Below are 24,943 nucleotides of genomic sequence, written 5' to 3' on the forward strand. Positions count from 1 at the left end.
TCCGTTCGGTCACGTTCCCGACACCCGCTCCGCGCGCCGCAGGAACGATTCGGCGATGCCCTCGACGGCCGCGGCGTCCGTGTCTGCGGGGTTGTAGACGAGGGTTCCGGTCAGCTCCCCGTAGAAGTCCTCGATGAGCAGCTCCGGGAAGCGGGACTCGGGTGTGGTCCCCGCCGGCAGGTCCTGCGCCGGCTGCAGGTCAGTGGCGAACCGCTCGACGTGCAGGCCGCGCAGCCGCGTCGGGTGGCTGGTGTCCAGGTAGCGGAAGCTGCAGGCCAGCGGGTCGTACCCGGTGGAGAACTCGTGGTGCGGGAAGTGCTGGTGCGCGAACGCGGCCAGCGCCGTCTCGCGCATCCGGTCCAGTGCCGTCGGCCAATCCGGCCGGTCGGACAGGTCGTGGCGGAGGTAAACGGCGCGGCACAAACAGCCGACTACGGCGCCGAGCTCCGGCCGGCTGCGTCCGGACAGCGGGGTCGTGAGCAGCACGCTGTCGGCACCGAGCGTCTCGGCGGCGGTGTGGGCGTACAGCGTGGCCATGGTCATGAACGGGGTGACGCCGCTGCGGCCGAGCCGGCGCACCGCGCTCGTGACCGCGGCGGGGACGGCGAAACGCACCGCTGACAGCGCGTGCACGGCGGTGTCGCCCGGCTCGGATGACGGGTGCGGGGGAACGCTGCCCAGCTCCTGCTTCCAGAATGCCCGCCCGGTAGGGAGGAGGTTCTGTTCCCACGCGACGAAGTCGGCGTACTGGAGCGGCGGTTCGAGCAGCGCGCTGCCCCGCCCTGCGCTGTACCCAGCCCCGTAGGCGGCGTAGAGCACCTCCAGCTCGCTGAGGATCACCCCCAGCGAGAGACCGTCGACGACCAGGTGCGACGCTGCCACGGCGAAGACGTGATCGACCGGGCCGAGCCGGTAGAGCAGCGCCCGCACGAGCGGGGCCGTGCTGAGGTCGAACGGTGCCGTGGCGTCGTGGTCGAGCCGCTCCCGCGCGACGGCGGAGCGGCCGGTGAGCGGGATTCCGAGCAGCGCCGAGGAGAGGTCCACGACATCGAGTTCGATGCCGGCGGCCGGGTCGATCGCCTGCACGAGCCGGTCGCCGTCGTGCCGGAACGCGGTGCGCAAGGCTTCGTGGCGGCGCACGATCTCCGCGACCGCGCAGCTCAGGGCGCCCACGTCCAGCGAGCCCCTGATCCGGATCGCGGCGACGACGTTGGGGACCTGCCGCCGGCCCGGATCGGCGCTGACCCATCGCCAGAACTTCTCCTGCAGGACACCCGCCGGCGCCGAGGTGCGCGGCCCGGCGCGACGGACGGGCGCGGCGGCCGATCGGTCCGGCGAGAGCAGCAGGTCGAGGGCGGCCGCCTGCCCGGCCACCGTCGGGTGGTCGAACAGCAGCGCGATCGGCACCTCGATGCCGAGCGCATCACCGGCAGCCGCGGCCACCTGACCGGCCATGATCGAGTCGGCGCCGAGGTCGAGTGGGCACTCGTCAGCGCCGATCCGCGGGCGGCGCAGCGCGTCCTGCCAGAGCGTGGTCAGGAGCGCCTCGGTGGTTCCGGCCGGTGGCCGGTCCCCGGCGTCCGGTCGCGACGCCCGTCCGAGCCGCTCGCGCAACTCGCGCTTGACCACCTTGCCGTTCGCGTTGCGGGGCAGCGCGTCGACGGTGACGATGCGCTGCGGCACCTGCGACTCGGCGAGCGTGTCGCGGAGGAACGCGCGCAGGCGCTCGGTGCTCACCGGGGACCGGAGCACGACCGCCGCGGTGAGCATCTCGCCCAGCACGGGGTGCGGCACGCCGAAGGCCGCCGCCTCGGCGACGTCTGGATGGGCGTAGAGCGCGTTCTCGACGTCGAGGCCGGCGATCTTCCTCCCCCCGCTGTTGACGATGTCGCTCTCGCGGTCGACCAGGTAGAGGTAGCCGTCCCCGTCGAGGTAGCCGATATCGCCGGTGCGCACCCGGCCGTCGCGGAACACGTCGGCGCTGCGCGCGTCGTCGCGGTAGTAGCGGCGCGCCAGGCCGGCCGGCAGTTCGAGCCAGATCTCACCCAGCTCGCCGCGGGGCACCGGCTCCCCGTCCGCGTCGGTCACGCTGACCGCCGCGCCGTCGTCCGGGCGCCCCAGGCTGCCCGGCCGGTCCGGGTCGTAGACCATGAGCGTGTGCGCGGGTGATGCCTCGGTCGAGGTGTACTGGTTGACCAGCAGGGCCCCGGCGAACACGTCGGTGAGCCGCGCCGCCACGGCCGGCGGCAGCGCGGCCGCGCTGGAGCCCAGCAGGAGCACCGAGGACAGGTCGAAGCGCCGGTGGCCGTCCCAGTTCACCAAGGCGATCCACATGGCGGGCACGCAGAACACCGAGCCGACCTGGTAGGACTGCACGAGCGAGCAGAACCGCTCCGGGTCGAACCGCGGCATGACGACCGTCGTGGGATGCATGTAGAGGGCCTTGACCAGCATGGCCTGGCCCGCGTTGGTGCCCAGCGGGAACGCGTGCAGCGCGTGCTCGGAGTGGGCGAGCGGAGGCGGGTACGGCCGCTGGACGTGCTCGAACACGAGGTTGGCGTGGCTGGCCGCGACCGCCTTGGGCCGTCCCGTGGTGCCCGACGTGTAGAGGATCTGGGCGGTCGTGTGCGGCGAGCAGCACGGTGCGGATTCCTCGGCGGTGGCGCCGGCCGTGACGTCGTCGATCGAGGCCGCCCACCCGGTTCCCGCGGGGACCGACGCCCCTGCCGAGTGGATGACGGCAGCGGCTTCGCAGTGCTCCAGGCAGGCGGTGAGCTGGGCGGCCGGCATGGCGGCCGACAGCGGCACGGCCGTGGCTCCCGCCAGGAGCACACCGCAGTAGGCGACGGCGAAGTCCGTCCACGCGGTCCCGCCGAACACCAGCCCTACTCGGTCGGTCGGGCGCACGCCACGCTCGACCAGCCCGCGCGCGACCTGCTCCGCGCGCCGGTGCCACTCGCCGTACGTCAACGATCCGCCGCCGTCCACGACGAGGGCGAGCCGACCGGGATCCGTCGCGGCTCGGCGGGCGAGGAGGTCGGGAACCGTCGGGCCTCCGCGGGCATCCGTTCCGTAACGACTCTCGTCGGTCGCCGCCACCCGTCCAAAAGAAAACCGTCCAGAAGTGCTCATCCGTCCGCTCCCCCCGTCACGTTCGCGGTCGTAGAGGACCGTGCTCACCCCGCGCCGAGCAGCGCGGCGGTTCTGACGACGTCCACATCCGGCAGGTAGTCGTTCAGCACGCGCTCGTGCGCCCGCGCCCCCAACGGGGCGAGCTGCGGGCCGGCGGCGACGGCCGCGCCCATCAGGGCGCCGAAGCCCGCCAGGTCGGTCGCGTCCGGGATCAGCAGGCCGTCGTGCCCGTGGGTGATCTGCTCGCGGATGCCGCCGACGGCGCTCGCCACCACCGGCTTGGACTTCCACATCGCCTCGGTCACGGTCAGCCCGAATCCTTCGGCGAGGCTCTTCTGCAGCACGACGTCCGCGGAGCGCTGGATCCCGTTGACCAGCACGGCGTTCTCTGCGAGGTCCGCCATGGACAGGCAGACGAGGGTGGCACGGCACCGCTGCGCCGCCGGTAGTGCTTCCCGGACGGCGAGGCAGCGGTCGAACCACACCTTCTGCTCGACGTCGTCGGGGATGCCACCCGGGTCCGGGCCGACCAGCGCGAGGTGGCCGCTGTCGGTGTGCTCGGCGAACGCGGCGAGCACGCCGTGCATGTCCTTCAGCAGGTCCCACCGCGACACCTGCACCAGCAGCGGCTCGCCGGGCTGCGGGAGCCCGTCGGCCACCACGCGGGCCGGATGCTCGAACGCAGACCCGCCGCCGGCCGGGCCGCTGTCCGTACCCCTGGCCTCGCCGAGGCCGCAGTGGGCCAGGCACGCGCGCGCCTCCTCCGGGGTCAGCGCGCGGTTCTTTTCCGAGAACGGCGAGAGGAACGGCGGGATGACCGCGACACGCGGGTCGTCCGGCGCGTGCCGGCGCACCGAGTACACCAGCCCCCGCGCTCTGTCGAGCAGCGGCGAGAGGAAGCCCCACGCCCGGTCCGCGGCCGCGTTCGGCTCGTCGACGCCGACGTGGCAGCGCCAGTACGTCGCCGAGACGGCGTCGTGCAGGAGCTCGGCGAGGCCCGCGGTCTGGTGGTCGTGCAGGACCAGGACGTCCCGCGGGCCGACCAGCGCCCTGGCCGGCTCGGCGTTGCCCGCCAGTGCGCGCAGGTAGGCGGCGCGCTCGCGGGCGCCGAGCGGTCCGCCGTCGCCCGGGCTGCCGTAGAGGCCGGCGCCCAGCCGCTTCGTGACGGTGAAGAACTCCTCGTCACCGCCGACGACCATCCAGCCGGCCCGGACGCCGAGACTGCGGTAGAGCGGGACGAGCGTGTGCAGCATCTCCGCGACACCCCCGCCGGCCGCCGTGGAGTTGACGTGCCAGAGGACGCCTCCGTCGAGCCGCTCGCGGAGCAGCCGGGCGCACTCGTGCATCCGCCGGGTCCGGGCCGGGCCGATCAGCTCCTCGAACTCGTCGAGGTGGGCGAACTCGTCCGCGACCGGCTGGATCCTCACGCGTCGCGCTCCCGGTCCGCCACTCGTTCCTTCAGCAGCCCGACGAGCATGTGGTTGACGGCCAGCATGGCGTCCTCGAAGTGGAAGTTGTTGTCGTTCGGTCCGGTCTGCCCGGGGAACCGCGACGTGCCCGGCACGACGAGGCAGGCGTCGGCCAGCTCGCGGCACCGGCCGCCGTCGCCCTTCGTCATGGCGAAGGTCCGGGCACCCGCCGCGGCGGCCACGTCGAGGGCCCGCACGACGTTGGCCGAGGTGCCGCTCCCGGAGTAGGCCATCACCATGTCCCGGCCCGTCACCACCGGCGCGAGCGCTGCCGCGTACATCTCGGCCGGGCCGATGTCGTTGACCAGCGCGGTCAGCTCGGCCGGCGACCCGGAGAGGTTCACGAAGCGCAGCCGCGGGACCGACGGCGGGAGCGGGGTCGCCTTGTCCGCGGTGACGAACGGGTGATGGGTGAAGTCGCAGTAGCAGTGGTCGAGGGTGCCGGCGTTGCCGCCGTTGGCCATCGCGTAGACGGTGCCGCCCTCGTCGTAGGTCGCGAACAGCATCGTGGCGGCGCGCTCCACGACCGCGACCGGGAAGTCCTCCAGGATGCGGCGCTTCTCGTCCAGGTAGAGCCGGATCTCCTCGGCGAGGGTCATGGACGGCCCCCCGCGTGCTCGGCGGCGATCCGGCCGTGGGCGCGCCCGGTGTCGTCCTGCCAGCGGATCACGTCGTCCAGCTCCGGGGTCGACACCTCGATCGCGGTGTAGTCGGTCCGCGCGATCACGCGGTGCAGCTCGCCGGGCGGTGACGTCCAGCCCGATCCCACCGGGTGCACGGAGGTCACCAGGCGCGACACGTCGACGCGCTCGTCGGGGTCGGCCGGGGCGGTGAGCCCGGCGAGCACGGTGGCGGCGCCGTCGACGACATGGTTGGTCTCGGCCTTCCAGCGGTGAGACTGCAACGACGACTGGTGGCCGGCGGTCATGTGGATCTGCTTCACCGCGTAGCCCGGGTCCGGGAGGTTCTGCGTGTACCAGATCTCGTGGCCCCAGGGTTTGGTGACCGTGTACGTGGAGATGGCGGGGAACTCGCCGGACGCGGCGGTCGCGGCCCGCTCCCCCACCGAGCCCGCTTCGAGCAGGACCGCGGTGCCCGGGCCGCGGTTGGTGAACCGGTACTCCGACCCGGCCGGTGCGTGCCAGCCCTCCAGCCTGCGGTACCGGCCGGCCGTCGAACCGTCGCGCAGCTCCAGCGCGACCTCGCCGTCGACGACCACGAAGGTGCGGTGGTGGAGCGGGTCGCTGCGGAAGGGCACCGCGTGCCCGGGGGCGAGGGTGTGCTCGACGAAGACGTAGCGGGGCACGGCCACGGGGCCGGCGAGGTCCCGCTTGCTGCCGTAGTCGGTGAGGACGGGGGCGGTCGGGGTCATGAACGGCCTCCTCTGTCGCGCAGGAACGTCGTCAACCGGCGGGTCACGCCCGCGGTGTCCAGCTGGTAGCGGGCGTAGAGCTCGCCCGGGGTGCCGGCCTGGGCGTAGTCCGCGACGCCCCACGCCTCGAACCGCACGTCGTCCGGCATGCCGGCGACGATCCGCGCGATCTCGTCGCCGAGCCCGCCGACGTCGGCGTGGTCCTCCACCACGAACACGGACCCGTGCGCGCGGGCGATCTCCTCGACCGCCGCGCGCGCGACGGGCAGCGACGACGCGTTGACCACCGACGGGTGGATGCCGACGCGCGCCAGCTCGTCCACGGCGTCGAGGACGACGGGGAGCATGCCGCCCATGGTGAACACGGCGACGTCCGTGCCGCGGTGCAGCACCGCGGGCCGGCCGGGAACGAACCGGTCGTCACCTGCGTGGACCTCGCGCAGCGGCTGCCGGCACAGCCGCAGGTAACTGGGGCGGTGGTGGCTCACGAGGTGCTCCAGCATCTGCCGGGTCTCGTGCCCGTCCGCGGGCTGCAGGATCTCGACGTTGGGCAACGTCCGCATCAGCGCGAGGTCGCGCAGCCCCATCTGGGTGGGCCCGTCCTGACCGATGGCGAGGCCGGCGTGCGTGCCGACCACCACCACGCCGGCCCCGTTGAGCCCGATCGACTGGAAGATCTCCAGGTACTTGCCCGTGATGAAGTGGGCGAAGCTCGCGACGAAGGGCCGGTAGCCCTCCTGCGCGAGGCCTGCCGCGATCCCGATCGCGTTGGCCTCGGCGATACCGCACTCGACGAAACGGTCCGGGTGGCGCTCCGCGAAGCGCGACGTGCGCGTCGCGGACGCGAGATCGCAGTTGACGACCATCACGTCGTCGTGGTCGTCGGCCAGCTCCACCAGCGCGTCACCGAACCAGTCCCGGGTGGACCGCACCGTCACGACGCCGCCTCCACGGCGACGGCGTCGAGGTAGTCGGTCGCCGCGTGGAACTCCTCGCGGGTCAGCACACCGCTGTGGCTCCCGCCGAGCACGACGCGGTCGCCGCCGAGGTGACCCTTGCGCGTGTGGGCGATCAGCGCGGTCGGCCGCGGCGACCGTCGGGCCGCGCCGAGGGCGGCGCGGATCGCGTGGTGCTCGTGGCCGTCAATCTCCTGCACCTGCCACCCGAACGCCTGCAGCTTCGCCGGCAGCGACCCCGACGGCAGCACGTGCTCGACGGGGCCGTCGTTCTGGCTCCCGTTGTGGTCGACGAGCAGCGTGACGCCGGGCAGGCCCCGTGCCCCGGCGTGCATCAGGGCCTCCCAGACCTGACCTTCCTGGCATTCCCCGTCGCCGACGAGGCAGTAGACGTGGGAGTCCTCGCCCTTCAGCCGTTTGGCGACCGCCCGCCCGATCGCGACGGACAGGCCCTGCCCGAGCGCGCCCGTGCTCACGTCGACCAGCTCGCAGCGGGTGCGGTCGGGATGGCCCTGCAGCGGGCTGTCGATCCGGCGGAGGCGACCGATCCACTCCGGGGAGAGGTCACCGGCGACGATCAACGCCGCGTACCAGGCGGGCACCGCGTGCCCCTTCGAGAGGACGAACACATCCGACCCGGTGCGCGACCGGCCCGCAGCCCACCGCATCTGGTCGAACCTCAGCGCGCTGAGCAGGTCGATGCACGACAGCGACGAACCGACGTGACCGGATCCCGCCCGGTAGATCATCTCCAGCAGGACCTGCCGGCACCGGTTCGCGAGCCGCGCGATGTCCTCGACGGTCATATCGCGTCGCTCGTCCAGCTCGGGCGCGACGTCAATGGGGCGCATGTTCGGTCTCCTCCGGCTCGCCGAGCGGGCCGCCGGCAACGGCGACGTTCGTTCGGCTGGTGCACGTGGAACTGCGACTGCTCAACATCGGCAACTCGGTGCCGAACATCGGTGCGGATCCCCGCCGAGACCGAACCGAAATGCCGACATACGCCGCGAATCGGCAGAATTTCACCCTTCGATCGCATACTCGACACCGATTGCAACGGGCGTGTCGGAGCAACTCGACGGCGAGGTAGCGGGGAGCTGGACGGAACGGACAATCGTCGGGTCTACGGCCGATCCTTGCGACTATTCTCAGCCTTGGTGAGATGGGCCAAGGCTAGAACGATTCACCTCAAGAGCACCTTAGTCGCGTGTGAAACGTTCCCGATGTTCCACGGGCCCACTTCCGCGCCCGACGAATCCACACGGCCATCGGATGCACCTCAGGCGGGGACCAACGCCACCGCTCGACGCGGTTCACGCTCGCTCGGATGTGCCGACAGCTGTCGCGCCGTGCAATAAAGGCCGCGGGCCAGGACGAGTCACGACAGCGACGGATCCAGGGACACGAAGCATCCTGGGTTCGCCTCATCGGGGCCGGCAGCTGCTGCACCTCCTCGCAACCCTGTCCCCTGCTCGCGATGCTCGCCCACGCTCGCCGTGATCGCCGCCCAGGAACTGGACCATGGCGGCTTCGACGAGCCGGCCCTGGGCGCGGCGTTCAATCGCGCGGCGACATCACCTACGTGTGACCGCCTGGCGCGCACCTTCGACAACACACATTCCAGCGGATCGAAAGCCGCTACAACCGTCGCCGACGACACTCCACACTCGACTACTTGACACCAATCGAGTACGAGCCAGGATTCAGAAATCTCACCGACCTGGCAGCCTAACCAATGTCCACAAAATCGGGAACACTCCAGATTGCGCCGCGCGGACGACGAATGCACCTCGGCTGCCGAATTATGGGACGGGTGCGGCGTCGGGGCAGGTGCCGATCTGCTGTCAGTTGGTTAGAACCCCCTACACAGATTCATTGTCTGAGCGAAGGCGTTAGTTCGCCCGCCTGTCGGGGCGAGAGGTCGCCTACCTCGGGTGAGCATCACGATCGGCGCCGACGGTACGTCCTGGATGCCTCGCTGGATGGAACGGCTAGGAGTTCCATGCCGCGGTTCCGGCTCAGGAGCCGGGTCGCACGAGTCCGCTCTCGTACGCGAAGATCGCCGCCTGCGTCCGGTCGCGCAAGTCCAATTTGGTGAGCAGCCGTCCGACGTGGGACTTGACCGTGTGCTCTGCGATGACGAGGTCACGGGCGATCTCGGCGTTGCTGTGACCAGCGGATATCAGCCGCAGCACATCACGTTCGCGCGTGGTGAGGCCAGCCAGCCTGGCCGCGTCACGAGAGCGAGGCGGTTGCTGCTGAGCGAACCGGGCGATCATTCGTGCCGTGACCGAGGGGGCGAGCAGTGCGTCCCCGGCGGCGGCTACCCGCACCGCATCAGCGAGGGCCTGTGGGGAAGCGTCCTTCAGCATGAAGCCGCTGACGCCGATCCGCAGCGCCTCGTAGACGTAGTCGTCGAGGTCGAACGTGGTCAGCATGACGATCCGAGGCCGGTACGCCTCGCCGGGAGCGAGCAGGGTCGCCGCGGCAGCGAGACCGTCCACGCGGGGCATGCGCACGTCCATGAGGACGACATCGGGGCGGTGTTCGCGGACAGCTGCGACGGCCTGGTCGCCATCGGCCGCCTGGGCCAGCACTGTGATGTCGGGTTCGGCGTCGAGCAGAGCGGCGAAGCCTGCACGCACCATGGCCTGATCGTCGGCCAGCACGAGAGTGATCACGGTAGGGGCTCCAACGGTAGGCGGACGTCGACGAGGAACCCGCCGTCGGTCGTCGGTCCGGTGTGGATGCGGCCGCGGAGTAGACGGACCCGTTCCCGCATCCCGACAAGTCCGAGCCCGGCGCCCGGCGCAGGTGCCGGCGATTGCGGCGCTGCCGCATTGATGATGCTGATGTGCAGCTCATCGCCGGCCGGAGCGACCGTGACGCTGGTCGACGCTCCGGTAGCGTGGCGGACCACGTTGCTGAGCGATTCCTGGACGATGCGGTAAGTCGACACCCCGATACCGGGTGGCAGCGCAAGTGGTTCGGTGATGGCGAGCTCGGTGGGGGTCCCGGACCGCCGAGCAGCAGCCGCGAGATCGCCGATATCGGCAAGGCCTGGCTGCGGGCCCCTGTCGGGGGCGACATCGCCGCGCAGAATGCCGAGCAGTCCGCGCATCTCGGTCAGCGCCGATCTGGCGAGTTCGCCCAACGCGGTGAACTCCGCAGCCGCCGGCACCGACACGTCCGGGATCCGCTGTGGAGCGCTGGCAGCGCGGACAGCCAACTCCGAGAGGTGATGGGCGACGGAGTCGTGCAATTCTCGGGCTACCCGGTCGTGTTCCTCGCGGATCCGGCGCCGACCGGCATCCGCGACGGCGCCACGAAGACGCTCGTGCCGATCCCGATGGCGCATCCCCAGCAGCACGGCGATGGTGACCTCGGCGGCCCAGATGAGAGTGACCGAAAGGCTCGACGGCCGGAATCCGAACAGGAGCACTGCATGGCCGAGTCCCCAAACCGGCAGTGTTGAGAACACCCAACCGATCGTGCGGACGGGAAATGACAGGCCTGCGACGTAGCCGATCACCAGGTGTGCGACAGCGATGTTCAGGAACCAGGGCGGTGGGGCGGCAGTCGGAGAGCCTGCGAGTGCGGCGATCGTCGAGGCCGCCACCACGAGCACCGCCAGCACCGCGGCGAGACCGGGCCGGCGCCATGCCAGCAGCACCGGCGCCGTAACCACGGCGGCGTAGACGAAGCTGGCGATCTGCAAAGCACCGAGGGCGCCCAACGAAAGCAGGAAGGTGGCGGCTGCGGCGAGGAGGAAGAACCAGCGTGGTGCGATGGGCCGCCCAGGGCGGATGGCCGACTCCGGCAGGCGTGCGTCGAATACCGCACGCAGCGTGTTCGATCCGGCGATGGTCATGAAGGCGATCCTCGCAGGCCTGGACGTGGCCGCCTCACGTGCGCGATCGAATCAGACCTGCGTCGAATTCCGGACGTCGTGAAGCGGCAGATCGGTCATGGCGAGGCCGCCGCGCGAGTACGGCCAGGAGGACGACCGTCCAGAGCACCGGCGCTGCGGCGACGACGTGCAGCCACGGTGTCCAGCCCCGCTCATCGCCGAGCAGCCCCACCAGCACTATCTGCGGCCCGACGGCGAAGATCGTCAGGCCGGCGCCGGCTAGTACCCGCATTCCTGAAGCGGCCAGCACAGGCAACACCGGCAGCAGCCATACCCAGTGGTGCGACCACGAGATCGGCGATGCCAACAGCCCACCGGCCGATATCGCGATGAATCCCAGCAGCGGTTCCCCACGACGCGCGCACCGCACCGCAGCGAGCACCGCCAGCCCGAGCGCAAGCAGAGCAAGCGCCAGCCACAGCACCATCGTCGCGCGTGGGTCGAGCCCGAACCAGTTCGCGATCGGGCGCAGGTTCTGGTTACCGCTCGCCCACGTCGGAAGCTGAGGATCGAGGCGGAAGATCTGCCGGGTCCAGTACTCCAGCGACTCCGCAGGCGCCAGCAGAAAACCGATCAACGTCACTCCGGCGGCGGCAACGACCGCCCGCGCGGCAGCCCGGCGGTCACCGTCGATGAGGAACCACAGGACGAATACGAACGGCGTGAGCTTGATCGCTGCTGCGACTCCCACGAGGACACCGCGCCAGCGCCGGTACTTGTGGTTCGAAGACAGCACGACCACGTCGGTCACGACGAGTGCAAGCAGTAGAAGATTGATCTGCCCTAGGAACAGGGTCATCCGGATGGGGTCCAGCAACAGAAGCACCGGAAGCGCCAACAGCAAGCTGTGGCCGCGCAGATCGCTGCCGAGAACCCGGTTGATCCGCACGAGCACCCATACCGCCGCCCATACGGATGCGGCCAGCACCAGTATCGACGCGACAACCATCGGCAGCACGGCAAGCGGGAAGAACATGATGGCCGCGATCGGCGGGTAGACGAACGGCAGCACCTCACCGAAGTCGGTGCGAAACCCATGATCGTAGAGCGGTGCCCCGGCGGCGAACGCCTGCGCGCCGAGCCGGTACACGTCGAGATCAAGGCGGTAGCCGAACCCCGGCGTACCCGGCGCGCCGACCAGATAGATCCCCAGCAGGAGCCCGGCAAGTGCCCCTGCCACCACGGCCACGCGTCCCGCCGGCGTTCGTGTGATCAGCATGTGGCGACGCTAAGAACACGATGGGGGCGACCACATCACTCCACGGAACGCACCACAGCCGGTCCTTCAGGACCAAGCCGCGACCAGTTGGCCCTCACTCTCTGCAAGAGCTGGTCCTTCCGATGGACCTGGCCGAGCGGATCACCCGGATGACCGAGCACGCCGAAGCCGATCTCGTGCTGCACCTGCGCAGCGGATACGGGTCAGGGAAGCAATCGATCGCGGCGGCGTGCGCTGGGTCGTGGGGCGGGTCGCTGCTCGTGGTGGACGGCGCGGCGGTGGCCGGGCGGGTACCGCTGGAGTACGCGACCCTGCTGGGACTGGCTGAGCGTGAGGTGCGCCTGCAGGGCGCGGCGCTCTACTGGAACGGGTTCGACGCGCTGCTGGGCGAGGACCGTCAGGCCGAGCTGCGGATGCTGCTGGATGTACTCGCAGCGCATCCCGCCCCCGCGTTCGTCGCCGGCGAGATCGCGTGGCAGCCGGCGAACCCGCCGGCCGCAATCACGGTCATCCCCGTCGATGTGCCGGCGCCGGGACTCGACGACCGGGTGCGCCTGTGGCGCTCCGCGCTGGGTGCCGACACGCCGAGCGACCTGGCAGCCCTAGCGAATGCTTTCCGGCTCACCGGCGGTCAGATCCGCGACGCGACCGCCACCGCTCGCAGCCTTGCCGCGGCCCGCGACCCGGCAGCGCCCGAGCCGAGCGGCGAGGACCTGTTCGCCGCGTGCCGGCTGCAGTCCCACCGCAGGCTCGACACCGTGGCCAAGCGCAGCGAACCTCGCTTCACATGGGACGACCTCGTGCTGCCGCCCGACGTCATGACACAGCTGCGCGAGATCCACGACCAGATCCGCTATCGCGGCGTGGTCCACGAGACCTGGGGTTTCCGCAACAAGCTCGCCGCTCGCGGTAACTGACCAGAGACGTTGGTTGAGGTCGTGTGACGACACGATCTGATTGATCTTGAATGGCGAGGACCTCCTGTGGTTGGTGTGGAGCTGTCTGACGGCATCCGCACCGAGACCGCAGGAGGTCTTCGTGGTCCACGCTAACGCCCCACTCAATGAGAAGCACCGACTCCGCATGGCCAGGCTGATTGTCGAGGACGGTCTGCCGATCGCGCAGGCCGCGCAGCGGTTTCAGGTCGCCTGGCCGACGGCGAAGCGCTGGGCCCAGCGCTACCTCGAGTTCGGTGAGGCCGGCATGGCTGATCAATCCAGCCGGCCCCACCACAGCCCGAACGTGACACCGCCCAAGCCGGTCCGGCTGATCGCGCGGGACCGGATGCGGCTGCACCTGGGCCCGATCGAGATCGGTGCCCGCCGTGGCATGCCCGCCTCCACGGTGCACCGGGGTCCTGACCCGCTGCGGGCTGCACCGGCTCTCCCATGTTGACCGGGTCACCGGCGAACCGATCCGCCGCTACGAACACCCCCACCCCGGCGACATGCTGCACGTGGATGTGAAGAAGCTGGGCAACATCCCCGACGGCGGCGGCTGGCGCTACGTCGGGCGCCAGCAAGGCAAACGCCACCACGCCAGCACCCCCGACAAGCCCCGCAGCCGCCACGGTGACAACAAACAGATGGGCACGGCCTACGTCCACACCGTGCTCGATGACCACTCCCGGGTGGCCTACGCCGAGATCCACGACCGCCGAGATCCACGACGACGAGAAGGCCACCACCGCCATCGCGGTCTTGCGCCGCGCCACCAGCTGGTTCGCCGACCGCGGCGTCACCACAGAGCGAGTGCTGTCAGACAACGGGTCGGCCTACCGCTCCCACGCCTGCCGCGACACCTGCACCGAGCTGGGCATCACCCCGAAACGGACCCGGCCCTACCGGCCACAGACCAACGGAAAGATCGAACGCTTCCACCGCACCCTGGCCGACCGCTGGGCCTTCGCACGGCACTACCTCAGTGAGTCCGACCGCCGCGACGCACTACCGGCCTGGCTGCACCAGTACAACCATCACCGACCCCACACCGCCATCGGACGCCGGCCACCGATCACCCGTTTAACCAACGTCCCTGGGCAGTACAGCTAGAACGGCCCGGCTCCGGTATATTGTGAGTAGTACTCACTATGAGAACTATTCCATATATCGAGGGGGCGGGATGAGCAGCGTTCCGGACGTCGCGGAGTTGTACGGGCTGTTGGCGCAGGTCGTCGACAGGTTCATGCGCCAGACCGGCGAGATCTTCGCGGCCCACCAGGTGCCGTACGCCCAGGCGCGGACCCTGCTGCAGCTCGGCGACGAGCGCACTGCGGTGCACATGAAGACCCTCGCCGAATCGATGGGGGTGGTCCCGCGATCGATCACGTCGGTCGTGGACGGGCTGGAGCGGCGCGAACTGGTGCGTCGCACCCCTGATCCCGACGACCGGCGCGCCATGCTGATCTCGCTCACCGACCGGGGAACGGAGCTGGTCGAGCGGATCCACCAGGCCAACATCGAGCTGGGCGGCGAGCTGTTCGCCCCGCTCTCCGCGCAGGATCTGGCCACCTTCGGCGAGCTGTTGCGTGCGGTCCTGAAGGACGCGCCCGCGGATCGGGAAGGGCAGCAGGGGAGATGACGTCCGAGCTCGCGAACAACCCGAAGCGCTGGTGGATCCTGGGCTTCGTGGCGCTCGCCGTGCTGATGGTGATGATCGACGGGACGATCGTGCTGGTCGCGATGCCATCGATGCAGGCAGACGTCGGGCTCTCCGACGCCGACCGGCAGTGGCTGATCACCGCCTACGCGCTGGCCTTCGGCAGCTTGCTGCTCATCGGCGGCCGGATCGCCGACCGCATGGGACGCCGCAACGCACTGCTGATCGGGCTGATCGGGTTCGCGATCGCCTCCGCGGTCGGCGGTGCGACCTCCAGCGGTCCGGTGTTGATCGCCGCGCGCGCCGCGCAGGGCGTATTCGCGGCGCTGCTCTCCCCAGCCGGGTTGTCGATCATCACGACCACCTTCACGGGCGATCCGAAGGAGCGCGCCAAGGCCTTCGGCGTGTTCTCCGGGGTGGCCGGTGGCGGGGTCGCGTTGGGGCTGTTGCTCGGCGGGGTGCTGACCGAGACGCTGAGCTGGCGGTGGTGCATGTACGTCAACGTGCCGATCGCCGTTATCGCCGGTATCGGCGTCGTGCTGGTGCTGCCCGTACTGGCCGGCCACAAGGAGGGCCGGCTGGACATCGCGGGCGCGCTGACCAGCTGCCTCGGCATGGTCGCCTTCGTCTACGGCTTCTCATGGGGCGGTGAGCACGGCTGGACCACGACCGCGGTGGTCATGGTGCTGGTCGGACTGGTGCTGTTGGGCGCGTTCCTGGTGCTCCAGACCACGGTCCCGTACCCGCTGATCCCGCTGCGGGTGCTCGCCGACCGGAACCGGGCGGGCGCCCTCATCGCGGTCACCTTCATCACCGTCGCGCAACTGAGCATCGGCTTGTACGCCACCTATCAGATGCAGACGATCATGCAGTTCTCCCCGCTGACCACGGGGCTGGCCATCCTCCCGCTGGTCGCGTCGGTGCTGGTCGGCTCGGTCTACCTGGCGCCGAGAGTGCTGCCCCGGCGGCCGGCACGGGTGCTGATCGTGCCCGGCATGCTGCTCACCGCGGGTGCGCTGTTCATCTTCACCCGGATGACCCCGGACACCAGCTTCGTCGCGGGCCTCCTGCCCGCGGAGATGTTGCTGGGGCTGGGCATCGGGCTCACCCTCTCGCCCGCCACCAACACCGCGACCAGCAAGATCGCCGAGAAGGACGCGGGCGCGGTGTCCGCCTCGGTGGGCGCCACCCAGCAGGTGGGGGCGGCGCTGGGCACCGCCTTCGCCAACGCGGTCTCCACCTCGGCTGCAGCGGCCTACCTGGCGGCCGCGCCCGGCGCCCCGGTGGCGAGCGCGACCATCCACGGCAACGCGACGGCCGCGGGCTGGACCATCGGGATCATCCTGGCCGCCGCGCTGGCAGTGTGGTTGCTGGTCAACGCCCGGCCGCAGGACCTCCGCTCGGAGGAGGACGAGCTGCTGATGCTGTGACCGCGGTGCAGGTTTCAGTACTGCGAGTTCAGTACTGCATCACCGTGGTTCCCACGATGACGGTCGGCCGGTCCTGCCGTGCACTCTCCCCGTGACCGCAACCACGAGCACCACGCCCGCCACGAGCCGCGACCGGCAGCGCCGGCGCGTCGCCATCCGGGCCGCCCGCCTGTTCGACGGGCTCGGCGACACGACCGTCCCCGATCCGCTGGTCGTGGTGGCGGACGGGCGCATCGTGTCGGTCGAGTTCGGGCCGCGCGCGGCGGCGCCACCCGACGCCGAGACCGTCGACCTGCCCGGTGCCACCCTGATGCCCGGGCTCGTCGACGCCCACGTCCACCTCGCCTTCGACGCCGGCCCGGATGCGGTCGGTGCGCTCGCCGCCCGCGACGACGACGCCGTCCTCGACGCTATGGCTGCCGCGGCCGCGATCCAGCTCGCCGCCGGTGTGACGACCGTCCGCGACCTGGGTGACCGCGACTACCTGGCGCTGCGACTACGGGAGCGGCCTGGCCCGTTGCCGACCATCGCGGCGGCCGGACCACCGATCACGTCGGCGGGCGGCCACTGCCACTTCCTCGGCGGGGCGACCGTGCAGGGAGTCGACGGTGTGCGGGTCGCCGTGCGCGAGCACGCCGCCCGCGGCGTCGACGTGATCAAGGTGATGGCCAGCGGTGGCAACCTCACCCCGGGCTCAGATGCGCTCACCGAGCAGCTCGGACCGGACAAGCTCGCCGCGCTCGTCGCCGAGGCGCATCGGCACGGGCTGCCCGTCACGGCGCACGCCCACGGGCTGCCGTCGATCGAGGCCGCCGTCGCGGCCAGGGTGGACGGGCTCGAGCACTGCTCGTTCATGACGGCCGACGGTGTGCGCGCCACGGACGAGCTGGTGGCGACGATCGTGGCCAGGCGGATCGCAGTCAGCGGGACCCTCGGCGTGGTGCCGTGTCCGGACATGCCCGGCCCGCCGCCGTCGATGCTGCGCCACCTGCCCGCGATGATCTCCGCGCACGCTCGGCTGGTCGCGCGCGGAGCGCTGTACGTGGTCGGCACCGACGCCGGGATCGGGCCGGTCAAGCCGCACGGTGTGCTGCCGCACGGCCTGGCGGACCTCGTGCGGCTGGGCATGACTCCCGCTGCGGCGCTGCGCACCGGCACGAGCACCGCCGCGCAGGTGTGCGGGTTCGGCGACCGCTAGGGCCGCGTCGCACCCGGGTTCGACGCCGACCTGCTCGCCGTCGACGGCGACCCGCTCGCCGACCTGGCGGCCCTGCGGCGTCCGCTGGCCGTGCTGGCGGCCGGTCGGCGGATCGTCTGATCGGGCATCCGACCGCGCAGACGGCCGTCCGGCCCAGTGTTCGGGGCGGCCCGACGAGTCCGAGTAATGCGGGACCGGACGGGTAACCCACACGCATGAGAATCGGGTCGAGCATCGGACTGATCGCCTTGGGCCTGATATTGGCGCTGGCGGTGAACGTGAACCTGGGTGGGATCGACCTGAACCTGATCGGGTGGATCCTCACCGTGGTCGGCGTGATCGGGCTCATCGCGAGCCTGGCGATGGCGCGCCAGGCGCGGCCAGTGGTACGCGAGGAGTCGCTGCCGCCGCACCGCGACATCCGCTACTGACCGCAGGCCACGTGCTGGTCCCGGTTGGATCAGTAGTGTGACCGACCCATGGACCTCCTGACGGGCGTCGCCCCCGTCGTCCCGACGATCTTCCACAACAACGAGGGCCTCGACCTGCCCGGTCTGCGCCGGGTGGTCGAGTACCTCGTCGACAGCGAGGTCGATGCGGTGTGCGCCCTCGCCAACTTCTCCGAGCAGTTCTCGCTCACCGACGCAGAGCGGGACGCCGTTGCCGCGACCGTGCTGGAGCAGGTCGCCGGCCGGATCCCGGTGATCATGACGACGAGCCACTTCAGTGCGCGGGTCTGCGCGGCTCGCAGCCGTGCCGCCCAGGATGCGGGTGCCGCCATGGTCATGGTGATGCCGCCGTTCCTCGGCGCCACCATGGCCGTCCCGCGGGCCTCGGTGCTGGAGTTCTTCGCCGTGGTGGCGGCCGCCATCGACATCCCGATCATGGTGCAGGACGCGCCGCTCTCGACGACCCCGCTCCCGGTGGACCTGCTCGTCGAGCTCGTCGAGCGGGTCCCGCAGGTGCAGGCGGCGAAGATCGAGGTGCCGTTCGCGGCCGAGAAGTTGCGGGCGCTGCGGGACCGGTTCGCGGCCCCGTTCGACGGCGAGGAGTCCGTGACGCTGATCCCCGATCTCGACGCCGGCGCGGTGGGCACGATGTGCAGCGCGCTGGTGCCGACCGAGCTCGGGCGGATCGTGCGCAGCTACCGCGGCGGCGACCGGGAGGCGGCGGTCTCGGCTTGGGAGGCGCTGCTGCCGCTGATCCACTTCGAGAACCGGCAATGCGGTCTGCGGGCGCAGAAGATCCTGCTGGCGGAGGGCGGGATCATCGGGTCGGAGCGCACGCGCGCGCCGCTGGCCCCGGTGTCGCCGCAGACCAGGGCCAGCCTGGTCGAACTGGCCGTCCGCCGCGATCCACTGGTTCTGCGGTGGGCGCGATAGCCGGTCCTACTGTGACGTCGTGCGGATCGCGATGGCCGGGCTGGCCACCACCCATCCCTTCACGGACGCCACGACGCTGGCGCGGCACGCCGAGTTCGCGGTGTGGGAGCCGGACCGGGAACGCCTGGACCGGTTCCGCCACGAGCACCCGACGGCGGTGGTCCACGCGAGCCTCGACGACCTGCTGGCCACCCGGCCCGACGGGGTGTTGCTGACGGTGCCCACCCCGCAGGTGCCCGCCGCGCTGGAACGCGTGCTGGCGACCGACGCGCCGTGCTTCGTCAACAAGCCCGCCGCGGCCACGCGGGCGCAGCTCGACGCGCTGGACCGGCTCCCGATCGGCGACCGCGTGCCCTCCACGTCGGTGCTGCGCTTCGCGCCGTCCTTCGCCGGCGCGACGGTTGAGCCGACCGAGGTGCTGGCTGTGCGCGCGACGGTCCGCCACGACGACGGCATGCGGGCCACCGGGTACAACCGCTGGCAGGACACGCCGGCCGAAGGTGGCGGCACCCTCGTCACGATGGGCGTGCACGGGGTGGAGCTGCTCGTGGCCCTGCTCGGCCGGACGTGCAGCGCTGCGGCGACCGCGCCGGCCACTTCCGCCGTGCAGGTGCGGTCGTGCTGCCCGCGCGCGACCAGCACAGGGCAGAGCACCCGCGCCGCGGCCGCCCGGAAGTCCTCCGTGAATCCGACCGTCAGCAGCTCGGCGACCACGTCCACGTCGTTGTCTGCGGCAAGCCGCTCGGCCTCGGCGATCCAAGCGGGGTCCGCACCGGGCGCGAACGTCCACTCCGGGCCGATGGCGTCGAAGAACGCGCGCACGCCGACCTCGCGGAGCAATCCGAGCGCCTGGTCGCGCAGTTCGGGAGCCGGTGCGAGCGCACTGCCGACCAGGCTGAGCGTCTCGACCCTCGCGGGGTACGCCGCCGCGAGTGTGATCCCGACTGCCCCACCGAACGACGAGCCGACGACGTGCGCATGCGCCCAGCCGAGTGCGTCGAGCACTGCGACCACGTCGGCGGCCTGGCGGGCAGACCCGAGCGGGCCCCTCCGCGTCGACGCCCCGTGGCCACGCATGTCGAGCGCCGCGACCGGTCGGCCGGTCAGGTGCGGGACGAACCGCGACCACACGCTCGCCCCGCTGTTGAGCCCGTGCAGCAGCACCGCTGGGGTGGCGGAGCCGTCTCCGCTCACGACGGCGGCGACCTCGCCGCCTGGCACACCTACCCGGATCATGCCGCCGGCCCGTGGAGCGGGACGTACGCCATCACGTTGCGCTGGAAGTCCTGTATGCCGCGCTCGTAGCGGTGGGCAATGGGACCGACCGAGAACGTCGGCGAGTGCAGGCCACGCTGCACCGACCCCGCGCAGAAGACGTCCTCCGCCGCGACGCTGAGCTTCTTGCCCTTTCGCACCGCAGCCAGCAGGGATGCGGTGTCGCGGTCACCTGCGCGAACGCTCGCGGCAACATCGATCGCGGCGTCCTTGACCCGTGCGATCGACTGCCCGAGCAGCCCGCGCACCGTCGCGAGCTGGAACGTTGCGCTGTGGCCGGGGGTCACCCGCATGCGCAGCTCGAACGTCGTCGTCTCCGGGCCGGTCGGGAGAATCTCTGCAGACGCCCAGTAGGTGCCGCCGGTGAGCACGAACAGGTTGGGGAAGATCAGCCCGTACGACGAGCCGTACCAGCGGGGATCGTCGAACAGCGGCGGCAGCCCGGTAGCTGCTACGCAAGGGAAGTTACAATGCTTCACTCACTCCACAGTCAAAGTCCAGTCACTCACGAATCCTCCACTCGACCACCCTGGCAGTGCCCCTGCCATACCACCGGGCGTCGGCACTGTCGCGCCCACTGAGCCTTTTCGAACCTGGGGTTAGCCGCAATGCCAGTCACTTAGGCTGATCTTGCTGGTCGTGGGATGCGGCCAGTCCCGGATGGTTGGGGGTGATCGTTATCGCGGTGTGCGGTGGCCGGCTATAGCGGTGACGCTGTCGATGGTGGGGCCTCTTGACGGGGAAGTTGCCCATCTTCCGATTGATCACCCGGAGATAGGAGCGGTTGCGCCGGGGCGGATTGACCTCGCCTGCGACCCCCTGGAGGAGACACCGGTAGTGATCATCATGATCGGAGAGGGGAAAGAGTCCGGTATCCAGATTTCGGATCGGATGGTGGGTGCGGTGTCTTTATGGGAAATGCGGTCGGGATCCAGTTCGGCAGACTGGGCGGCGTCCGCGATAATCTGCATTATCGCGTAGTGCGCAGCCAGGTTTTACCCAGAGCTCCTGCCGCACCCCATCCGGCGATTTGAATCGGAGGATCCGGGTGGCGTTGAGTTGCTCTGAAATGCCCGCAAGGTCACGCGCTTCCCCCAAGGCATAGCGGTTACGTAACAACTGTTTTGCAACCTGCCGGCCCGGTAGACTCCTGCCAATGCCGCGAGTTGTGGATCACGAGGAGCGGCGGCGGACGCTAGCGCTCGCCTCCTGCGCCGTCATCGCCCGCTCGGGCTGGCCGGCGCGCGACGATGCGCGACGTGGCGGCAGAGGCGGGCTGCACGACGGGGATGGTGAGCCACTACTTCGCGGACAAGGACCAGTTGCTGGTCGCGGCGCTGGATGCGGCCAGCACCGCCGTCGGGGACCGGATCGCCCGCCGCATCGCGCATGGGCCCGGCGACCTGCGCGCGGTTCTGGCCGAGTCGCTCCCGCTCGACGACGAGCGGAGACGGGAATGGCGGGTGTGGACGGCATTCTGGGCGCTGCCGTCGGCAACCCGGCGCTCGCGCGCGAACACCGCACCCGCTACGCCGCGTGGCGGGCCGGGATCGAGACGGTGTTGGCCGCGGAACCGTGGAGCGACGCGCCTATTGCTCAACGCGTGGCGGGCTGATCCGCCGGGACCAGGCCAGGACCACCTGTATGCGATCCGGCACGCCCAGCTTCGCCAGGATACTCGACACGTGGGCCTTGACCGTGTACCTGCTGATTTGCAGGCGGTGGGCGATCTCGTCATTGGACAGGCCCTCCCCCACCAGGTCGCAGACCTCGCGCTCGCGCTGGGAGAGGTGGCGCGCGGCCGCGTGAACGCGGCGGTCCTGTGCGGTCGGTCGGCCCGGGCCGAAGGCGTCGACCATCCTCGCTGTCGCCTCGGGCGCCAGTACGGCGTGGCCCGATGCGACCACCCGGATGCCGTCGCGCAGGCGTTCGCTCGGTGCGTCCTTGAGGAGGAATCCGCTCGCGCCGCTGGACAGCGCGGCGTAGACGTAGCTGTCCAGGTCGTACGTCGTGAGGATCAAGACGCGTGGCCGATTGCCGGAGGCCTTGTGCGGACCGGCGACGATCCGGCGCGTCGCCTCGATGCCATCCATCACGGGCATGCGGATGTCCATCAGGACCACGTCCGGGCCGAGCCGGATGCTCGCCGCAACGGCGTCGGCACCATTGGCCGCCGTCCCCACGACCTCGAGGTCCGATGCCACCGTGACCAGCCTGGTCAACGCCTCCCGGAGCAGGCGTTCGTCATCGGAGATCAGGACGCGGATCCGGGGATCGCCGCTCATGTGCGGCCCCGCATTGGGAAGCTCGCGTTGACCTCGAAGCCGCCGTCGGCGCGATGTCCGGTCGCCAGCGTCCCGCCTACCAGCTCCACGCGTTCGCGCATGCCGATCAGCCCCATGCCGCCGCCGCCTGATGCGCACGTGCGGATCGGAGGTGTGTTGGACACCCGTACGGTCAGCGCCTCGGGCGTATGCACTAAGGCGACCGTCACGTCGACCGCTCCGGCATGCTTGCCCACGTTGGTGAGCGACTCCTGCACGACCCGGTAGGCCGCCCGGCTGACGCTGGCGTCGATCCGCTCGGGGGTGCCGTAGCGTTCGAGCCGGACCCGCGGTCCGCTGTCCCGCAAGAACGTCAGCAGGCTTTCGACGTCGTCCAGGCCCGGCAGGATCGCCAGGGGGTCGTAGTCCGCGGAATCCGGAACCGCGCGCAGCACTCCGAGCAGTCGCCGCAGTTCGGCCAGCGAGGTGCGGCCGGTCTCCGCCAGCCGTCGCAGCGCGGCACGCAGTTCGGCCTCGTCGCCGGTCTCCGAGGTCACATCAGCGTCGAGCACCATCACGGTGACGGCGTGGTTCAGGATGTCATGCAGTTCCCGAGCGAGCAGGACGCGTTCGCGCTCGGCTGCACGCCGCTCGGCAGACGCGCGTTCCTGCTCGAGCCGACGCGAGTAGCGCATCAGCTCGCCAATCCTGCCGAGATGGCGGGCGCTGAGCCGGCCCAGCATCCAGAACCCGACGAACATCGCGGTCAGGGCGGCTGTCCCGGGCACCGCATATCCCGGCTGGTTGCCGCCGGCGAGGGTCATGAACAGTACGAGTGCCATCAGGCCGAACCCGAAGGCCAGACCGGCCTGCTGTTGACGGCGGTTCGCCCAGGCGCCAAGCCCGCATGCGGCGCCAAGGAAGCCGACCAGCAGCTCCATGTCGACCATCACCAGTGCCGCCTCGAGCACGGCAACGACGACCAGCACCGTCAACGGGAACCGGCGGCACCAAACCAGCGCCAGTGACTGCCCGACCACCAGGCATACGAGCAGCCATACCGGTCCGTCCACACGTGCATCGAGCACCGTCACCAGGCCGGCCAGCGGCGGAAGCCCCGCAAGGAGGACGGTGTGGGGCCTGGCAGCTGGGCGCGCCGACTTCGAGCGGGCGGTTCCTGTCGCAGGGCAGTCGCACCGCGCGCACACGCCACGGCCGATGCTCGAGCCTCGTGGCCTCAGCGCCCACCATCGTTGACGCGCCGCCCAGCGCGCGACCGGATGCTTGCCGGCCTGCAGGAACGGTGGGTGCAGAGCGGGGAGCAGGGTGTGGCGCAGGAGTTGGACACAGCCCCAGGTCATTCGGCCGATGTGGCGTGACCTCTTCGGTATGCAGATGGGGTCAGCGGACCGTGCTCCCCACGTGCTCCCCAAACGGACAAAGCGGCCTGCCGACAAGATCGTCGACAGGCCGCCTGACCAGGCAAAACACGCTGTGGGCGATACTGGGATCGAACCAGTGACCTCTTCGGTGTGAACTATGCCAAGCAGAGTGCGCTGACCTGCGGAAACATGACTTCCGCAGGTCGGTGCGTGTCCGTTCAGAACCGTTCAGGTCAGTACACGGCCGTTGAGAACGACGCCCTGCTCCCCAATTGCTTCCCGACGTGCTCCCACCCACGATGACACGGCCCGGTAGACCGACCCCTACCTGACCTAACCAACCACAGATCGACTTACACAGAAATCTTGACAAGCCCTGGCAGGTATCGGTCGACTCCACCATCAACCGCGCCCACCACCACGCCGCCGGGGCGCGACACCGCCCCGACGCCCACGTCGAACCACCCACCCTCCACCCTGGTGGCGAGCCGGCCGATCACGGACTGGGGCGCTCCCGCGGCGGACTGACCACGAAACTGCACCTGGCCTGCGAACAGGGCCGCAAACCCCTCGCGGTGGTGATCACCGCAGGACACCGTGGTGACAGCCCCAGTTCATTCCGGTGATCGAGCAGATCCGGGTACCCCGCCTCGGTGCGGGCCGACGACGCACCACACCGCTGCGCGTGCTGGCCGACAAGGCCTACACCTCACGCGCCAACCGCGCCTACCTGCGCCGGCGCGGGATCGCCACGACCATCCCGATCAAGGACGACCAAGCCGCGAACCGGCGGAAACTCGGCTCCCACGGCGGACGCCCACCGAAGTTCGACCCCACGATCTACCGCGACCGCCACGCCGTGGAATGCGGAATCAACCTGCTCAAGCACTACCGCGCGATCGCCACCCGCTACGACAAACTCCAGGTCCGCTACGAAGCCAGCGTGCACATCGCCGCGATCGACATCTGGCTACGCCGACTGGCCCACACCACTTCCTAAACAGCTCCTAGTCCCGCCAAGCCGCGCGACAGCGCGTGAGACTGCGCTGCAAGCGAGCTGCAACACGAAAGCGGAAGCCTCGGGGGACGCCCGGCTGCCCGGCATCGGCATCGGCATCGGCATCGGCATCGCATCGGCATCGGAGGCGCCATGACAGAAACGACACCGGAAACATCGAGCACTGCCCGTCTGCCGGGGGTCGTCGCCGCCTACGCGCGCCGGTTCCACGCCGCGGTCGGCGACCAGCACCACGTCGCGTCGCCACTGGGTGCATGGCTTGTACTCGCGATGGCGGCGCCGGCAATCAATGGAGCCGACGCGCAGCAGGTGACCGAAGCGCTCGGCATGCCCGCCTC

Annotated in this window: 22 protein-coding genes and 2 pseudogenes; 11 read left to right on the forward strand and 13 right to left on the reverse strand. The window is 70.4% G+C overall.

The annotated features are described in order from the left end of the window. Window positions 1-9: 9 nt before the first annotated feature. The 9 genes from LL648_RS28865 to LL648_RS28905 all read right to left on the reverse strand — a co-directional run bounded on the left by LL648_RS28865 (window position 10) and on the right by LL648_RS28905 (window position 12,058). Window positions 10-3,099 carry an AMP-binding protein gene (locus LL648_RS28865; RefSeq protein WP_232665906.1) on the reverse strand — a complete coding sequence of 1,030 codons (3,090 nt, stop codon included), beginning with the start codon at window positions 3,097-3,099 and terminating at the stop codon, window positions 10-12. A gap of 77 nt (window positions 3,100-3,176) precedes the next feature. Continuing rightward, complete coding sequence (locus LL648_RS45430; protein ID WP_232665907.1) at window positions 3,177-4,559, reverse strand: glycosyltransferase; 1,383 nt, start codon at window positions 4,557-4,559, stop codon at window positions 3,177-3,179. Beyond that, window positions 4,556-5,200, reverse strand: a complete 645-nt coding sequence (locus tag LL648_RS28875) for an SIS domain-containing protein (RefSeq protein ID WP_232665908.1) — start codon at window positions 5,198-5,200, stop codon at window positions 4,556-4,558. The genes LL648_RS45430 and LL648_RS28875 overlap by 4 nt, the downstream gene beginning before the upstream one ends. After that, window positions 5,197-5,973, reverse strand: a complete 777-nt coding sequence (locus tag LL648_RS28880) for a hypothetical protein (RefSeq protein WP_232665909.1) — start codon at window positions 5,971-5,973, stop codon at window positions 5,197-5,199. The genes LL648_RS28875 and LL648_RS28880 overlap by 4 nt, the downstream gene beginning before the upstream one ends. Further along, on the reverse strand, window positions 5,970-6,911 hold the full coding sequence (locus LL648_RS45435; protein WP_232665910.1) for a transketolase family protein: 942 nt from the start codon (window positions 6,909-6,911) through the stop codon (window positions 5,970-5,972). The genes LL648_RS28880 and LL648_RS45435 overlap by 4 nt, the downstream gene beginning before the upstream one ends. Further along, window positions 6,908-7,780 (reverse strand): transketolase, encoded by an 873-nt coding sequence (locus LL648_RS28890; protein ID WP_232665911.1) that lies wholly within the window; start codon window positions 7,778-7,780, stop codon window positions 6,908-6,910. The genes LL648_RS45435 and LL648_RS28890 overlap by 4 nt, the downstream gene beginning before the upstream one ends. A gap of 1,167 nt (window positions 7,781-8,947) precedes the next feature. Next, window positions 8,948-9,598, reverse strand: coding sequence for a response regulator transcription factor (locus LL648_RS28895; RefSeq protein ID WP_308190413.1), 651 nt, complete (start codon window positions 9,596-9,598; stop codon window positions 8,948-8,950). A gap of 8 nt (window positions 9,599-9,606) precedes the next feature. Then, the gene (locus LL648_RS28900; protein WP_232665912.1) at window positions 9,607-10,800 is read right to left on the reverse strand and encodes a sensor histidine kinase; all 1,194 of its coding nucleotides are present in this window, start codon (window positions 10,798-10,800) and stop codon (window positions 9,607-9,609) included. 34 nt (window positions 10,801-10,834) lie between these two features. After that, a complete protein-coding gene (locus LL648_RS28905; RefSeq protein WP_232665913.1) occupies window positions 10,835-12,058 on the reverse strand; it encodes a glycosyltransferase 87 family protein in 1,224 nt (407 codons plus the stop codon). Between the two features lie 122 nt (window positions 12,059-12,180). On the opposite strand from LL648_RS28905, the gene LL648_RS28910 reads away from it, so the two are divergent. From LL648_RS28910 to LL648_RS28940, 7 genes and pseudogenes are all read left to right on the forward strand, one after another. Beyond that, window positions 12,181-12,975, forward strand: a complete 795-nt coding sequence (locus tag LL648_RS28910; protein ID WP_232665914.1) for an ATP-binding protein — start codon at window positions 12,181-12,183, stop codon at window positions 12,973-12,975. A 121-nt stretch (window positions 12,976-13,096) separates the two neighbouring features. Continuing rightward, window positions 13,097-14,109 (forward strand): annotated as a pseudogene (locus LL648_RS28915) (IS481 family transposase). 70 nt (window positions 14,110-14,179) lie between these two features. After that, window positions 14,180-14,638: a MarR family winged helix-turn-helix transcriptional regulator gene (locus LL648_RS28920; RefSeq protein WP_232665915.1), complete on the forward strand. Its 459-nt coding sequence runs from the start codon at window positions 14,180-14,182 to the stop codon at window positions 14,636-14,638. Next, entirely contained in the window at window positions 14,635-16,086 is a 1,452-nt protein-coding gene (locus LL648_RS28925) for an MFS transporter (protein ID WP_232665916.1), read from the forward strand. The genes LL648_RS28920 and LL648_RS28925 overlap by 4 nt, the downstream gene beginning before the upstream one ends. A 91-nt stretch (window positions 16,087-16,177) precedes the next feature. Next, entirely contained in the window at window positions 16,178-17,284 is a 1,107-nt protein-coding gene (locus tag LL648_RS28930; protein WP_232665917.1) for an amidohydrolase family protein, read from the forward strand. Between the two features lie 215 nt (window positions 17,285-17,499). Further along, complete coding sequence (locus LL648_RS28935) at window positions 17,500-17,715, forward strand: DUF6458 family protein (RefSeq protein WP_232665918.1); 216 nt, start codon at window positions 17,500-17,502, stop codon at window positions 17,713-17,715. 48 nt (window positions 17,716-17,763) lie between these two features. Beyond that, window positions 17,764-18,666, forward strand: coding sequence for a dihydrodipicolinate synthase family protein (locus LL648_RS28940; RefSeq protein ID WP_232665919.1), 903 nt, complete (start codon window positions 17,764-17,766; stop codon window positions 18,664-18,666). 6 nt (window positions 18,667-18,672) lie between these two features. On the opposite strand, the gene LL648_RS28945 is transcribed toward LL648_RS28940, so the two are convergent. Both LL648_RS28945 and LL648_RS28950 read right to left on the reverse strand, forming a co-directional pair. Then, complete coding sequence (locus LL648_RS28945) at window positions 18,673-19,902, reverse strand: alpha/beta fold hydrolase (protein WP_232665920.1); 1,230 nt, start codon at window positions 19,900-19,902, stop codon at window positions 18,673-18,675. Further along, a complete protein-coding gene (locus LL648_RS28950; protein WP_232665921.1) occupies window positions 19,899-20,420 on the reverse strand; it encodes an SRPBCC family protein in 522 nt (173 codons plus the stop codon). The genes LL648_RS28945 and LL648_RS28950 overlap by 4 nt, the downstream gene beginning before the upstream one ends. 771 nt (window positions 20,421-21,191) lie before the next feature. On the opposite strand from LL648_RS28950, the pseudogene LL648_RS45835 reads away from it, so the two are divergent. Together LL648_RS45835 and LL648_RS28955 are read left to right on the forward strand one after the other, a co-directional pair. Then, window positions 21,192-21,389: pseudogene (locus LL648_RS45835) on the forward strand (TetR family transcriptional regulator); the annotation flags it as partial. 17 nt (window positions 21,390-21,406) lie between these two features. Beyond that, on the forward strand, window positions 21,407-21,556 hold the full coding sequence (locus tag LL648_RS28955) for a hypothetical protein (RefSeq protein ID WP_232665922.1): 150 nt from the start codon (window positions 21,407-21,409) through the stop codon (window positions 21,554-21,556). Here LL648_RS28955 and LL648_RS28960 read toward each other — a convergent pair. Both LL648_RS28960 and LL648_RS45440 read right to left on the reverse strand, forming a co-directional pair. Next, window positions 21,531-22,226, reverse strand: a complete 696-nt coding sequence (locus tag LL648_RS28960; protein WP_232665923.1) for a response regulator — start codon at window positions 22,224-22,226, stop codon at window positions 21,531-21,533. The two genes, LL648_RS28955 and LL648_RS28960, sit on opposite strands and share 26 nt — an antisense overlap. Then, window positions 22,223-23,299 (reverse strand): sensor histidine kinase, encoded by a 1,077-nt coding sequence (locus LL648_RS45440; RefSeq protein WP_232665924.1) that lies wholly within the window; start codon window positions 23,297-23,299, stop codon window positions 22,223-22,225. The genes LL648_RS28960 and LL648_RS45440 overlap by 4 nt, the downstream gene beginning before the upstream one ends. A gap of 910 nt (window positions 23,300-24,209) precedes the next feature. Here LL648_RS45440 and LL648_RS28970 point away from each other — a divergent pair. Next, window positions 24,210-24,587 (forward strand): transposase, encoded by a 378-nt coding sequence (locus LL648_RS28970; protein ID WP_232665925.1) that lies wholly within the window; start codon window positions 24,210-24,212, stop codon window positions 24,585-24,587. Window positions 24,588-24,737: 150 nt separating this feature from the next. Then, window positions 24,738-24,943: serpin family protein (locus LL648_RS28975; protein WP_232665926.1), on the forward strand; the 206-nt coding region annotated here is incomplete at its 3' end.

The organism is Pseudonocardia sp. TRM90224, from assembly GCF_021245725.1.
In the GTDB taxonomy this organism is placed as follows: domain Bacteria; phylum Actinomycetota; class Actinomycetes; order Mycobacteriales; family Pseudonocardiaceae; genus Pseudonocardia.

Excerpts from the sequence above, each read along its gene's own strand:
- LL648_RS28945 (WP_232665920.1), bottom strand. The coding sequence starts at position 19,902 with ATGATCCGGGTAGGTGTGCCAGGCGGCGAGGTCGCCGCCGTCGTGAGC.
- LL648_RS28905 (WP_232665913.1), bottom strand. The coding sequence starts at position 12,058 with ATGCTGATCACACGAACGCCGGCGGGACGCGTGGCCGTGGTGGCAGGG.
- LL648_RS28875 (WP_232665908.1), bottom strand. The coding sequence starts at position 5,200 with ATGACCCTCGCCGAGGAGATCCGGCTCTACCTGGACGAGAAGCGCCGC.
- LL648_RS28925 (WP_232665916.1), top strand. The coding sequence starts at position 14,635 with ATGACGTCCGAGCTCGCGAACAACCCGAAGCGCTGGTGGATCCTGGGC.
- LL648_RS28935 (WP_232665918.1), top strand. The coding sequence starts at position 17,500 with ATGAGAATCGGGTCGAGCATCGGACTGATCGCCTTGGGCCTGATATTG.
- LL648_RS28910 (WP_232665914.1), top strand. The coding sequence starts at position 12,181 with ATGGACCTGGCCGAGCGGATCACCCGGATGACCGAGCACGCCGAAGCC.
- LL648_RS28920 (WP_232665915.1), top strand. The coding sequence starts at position 14,180 with ATGAGCAGCGTTCCGGACGTCGCGGAGTTGTACGGGCTGTTGGCGCAG.
- LL648_RS28940 (WP_232665919.1), top strand. The coding sequence starts at position 17,764 with ATGGACCTCCTGACGGGCGTCGCCCCCGTCGTCCCGACGATCTTCCAC.
- LL648_RS28900 (WP_232665912.1), bottom strand. The coding sequence starts at position 10,800 with ATGACCATCGCCGGATCGAACACGCTGCGTGCGGTATTCGACGCACGC.
- LL648_RS28960 (WP_232665923.1), bottom strand. The coding sequence starts at position 22,226 with ATGAGCGGCGATCCCCGGATCCGCGTCCTGATCTCCGATGACGAACGC.
- LL648_RS28880 (WP_232665909.1), bottom strand. The coding sequence starts at position 5,973 with ATGACCCCGACCGCCCCCGTCCTCACCGACTACGGCAGCAAGCGGGAC.
- LL648_RS28890 (WP_232665911.1), bottom strand. The coding sequence starts at position 7,780 with ATGCGCCCCATTGACGTCGCGCCCGAGCTGGACGAGCGACGCGATATG.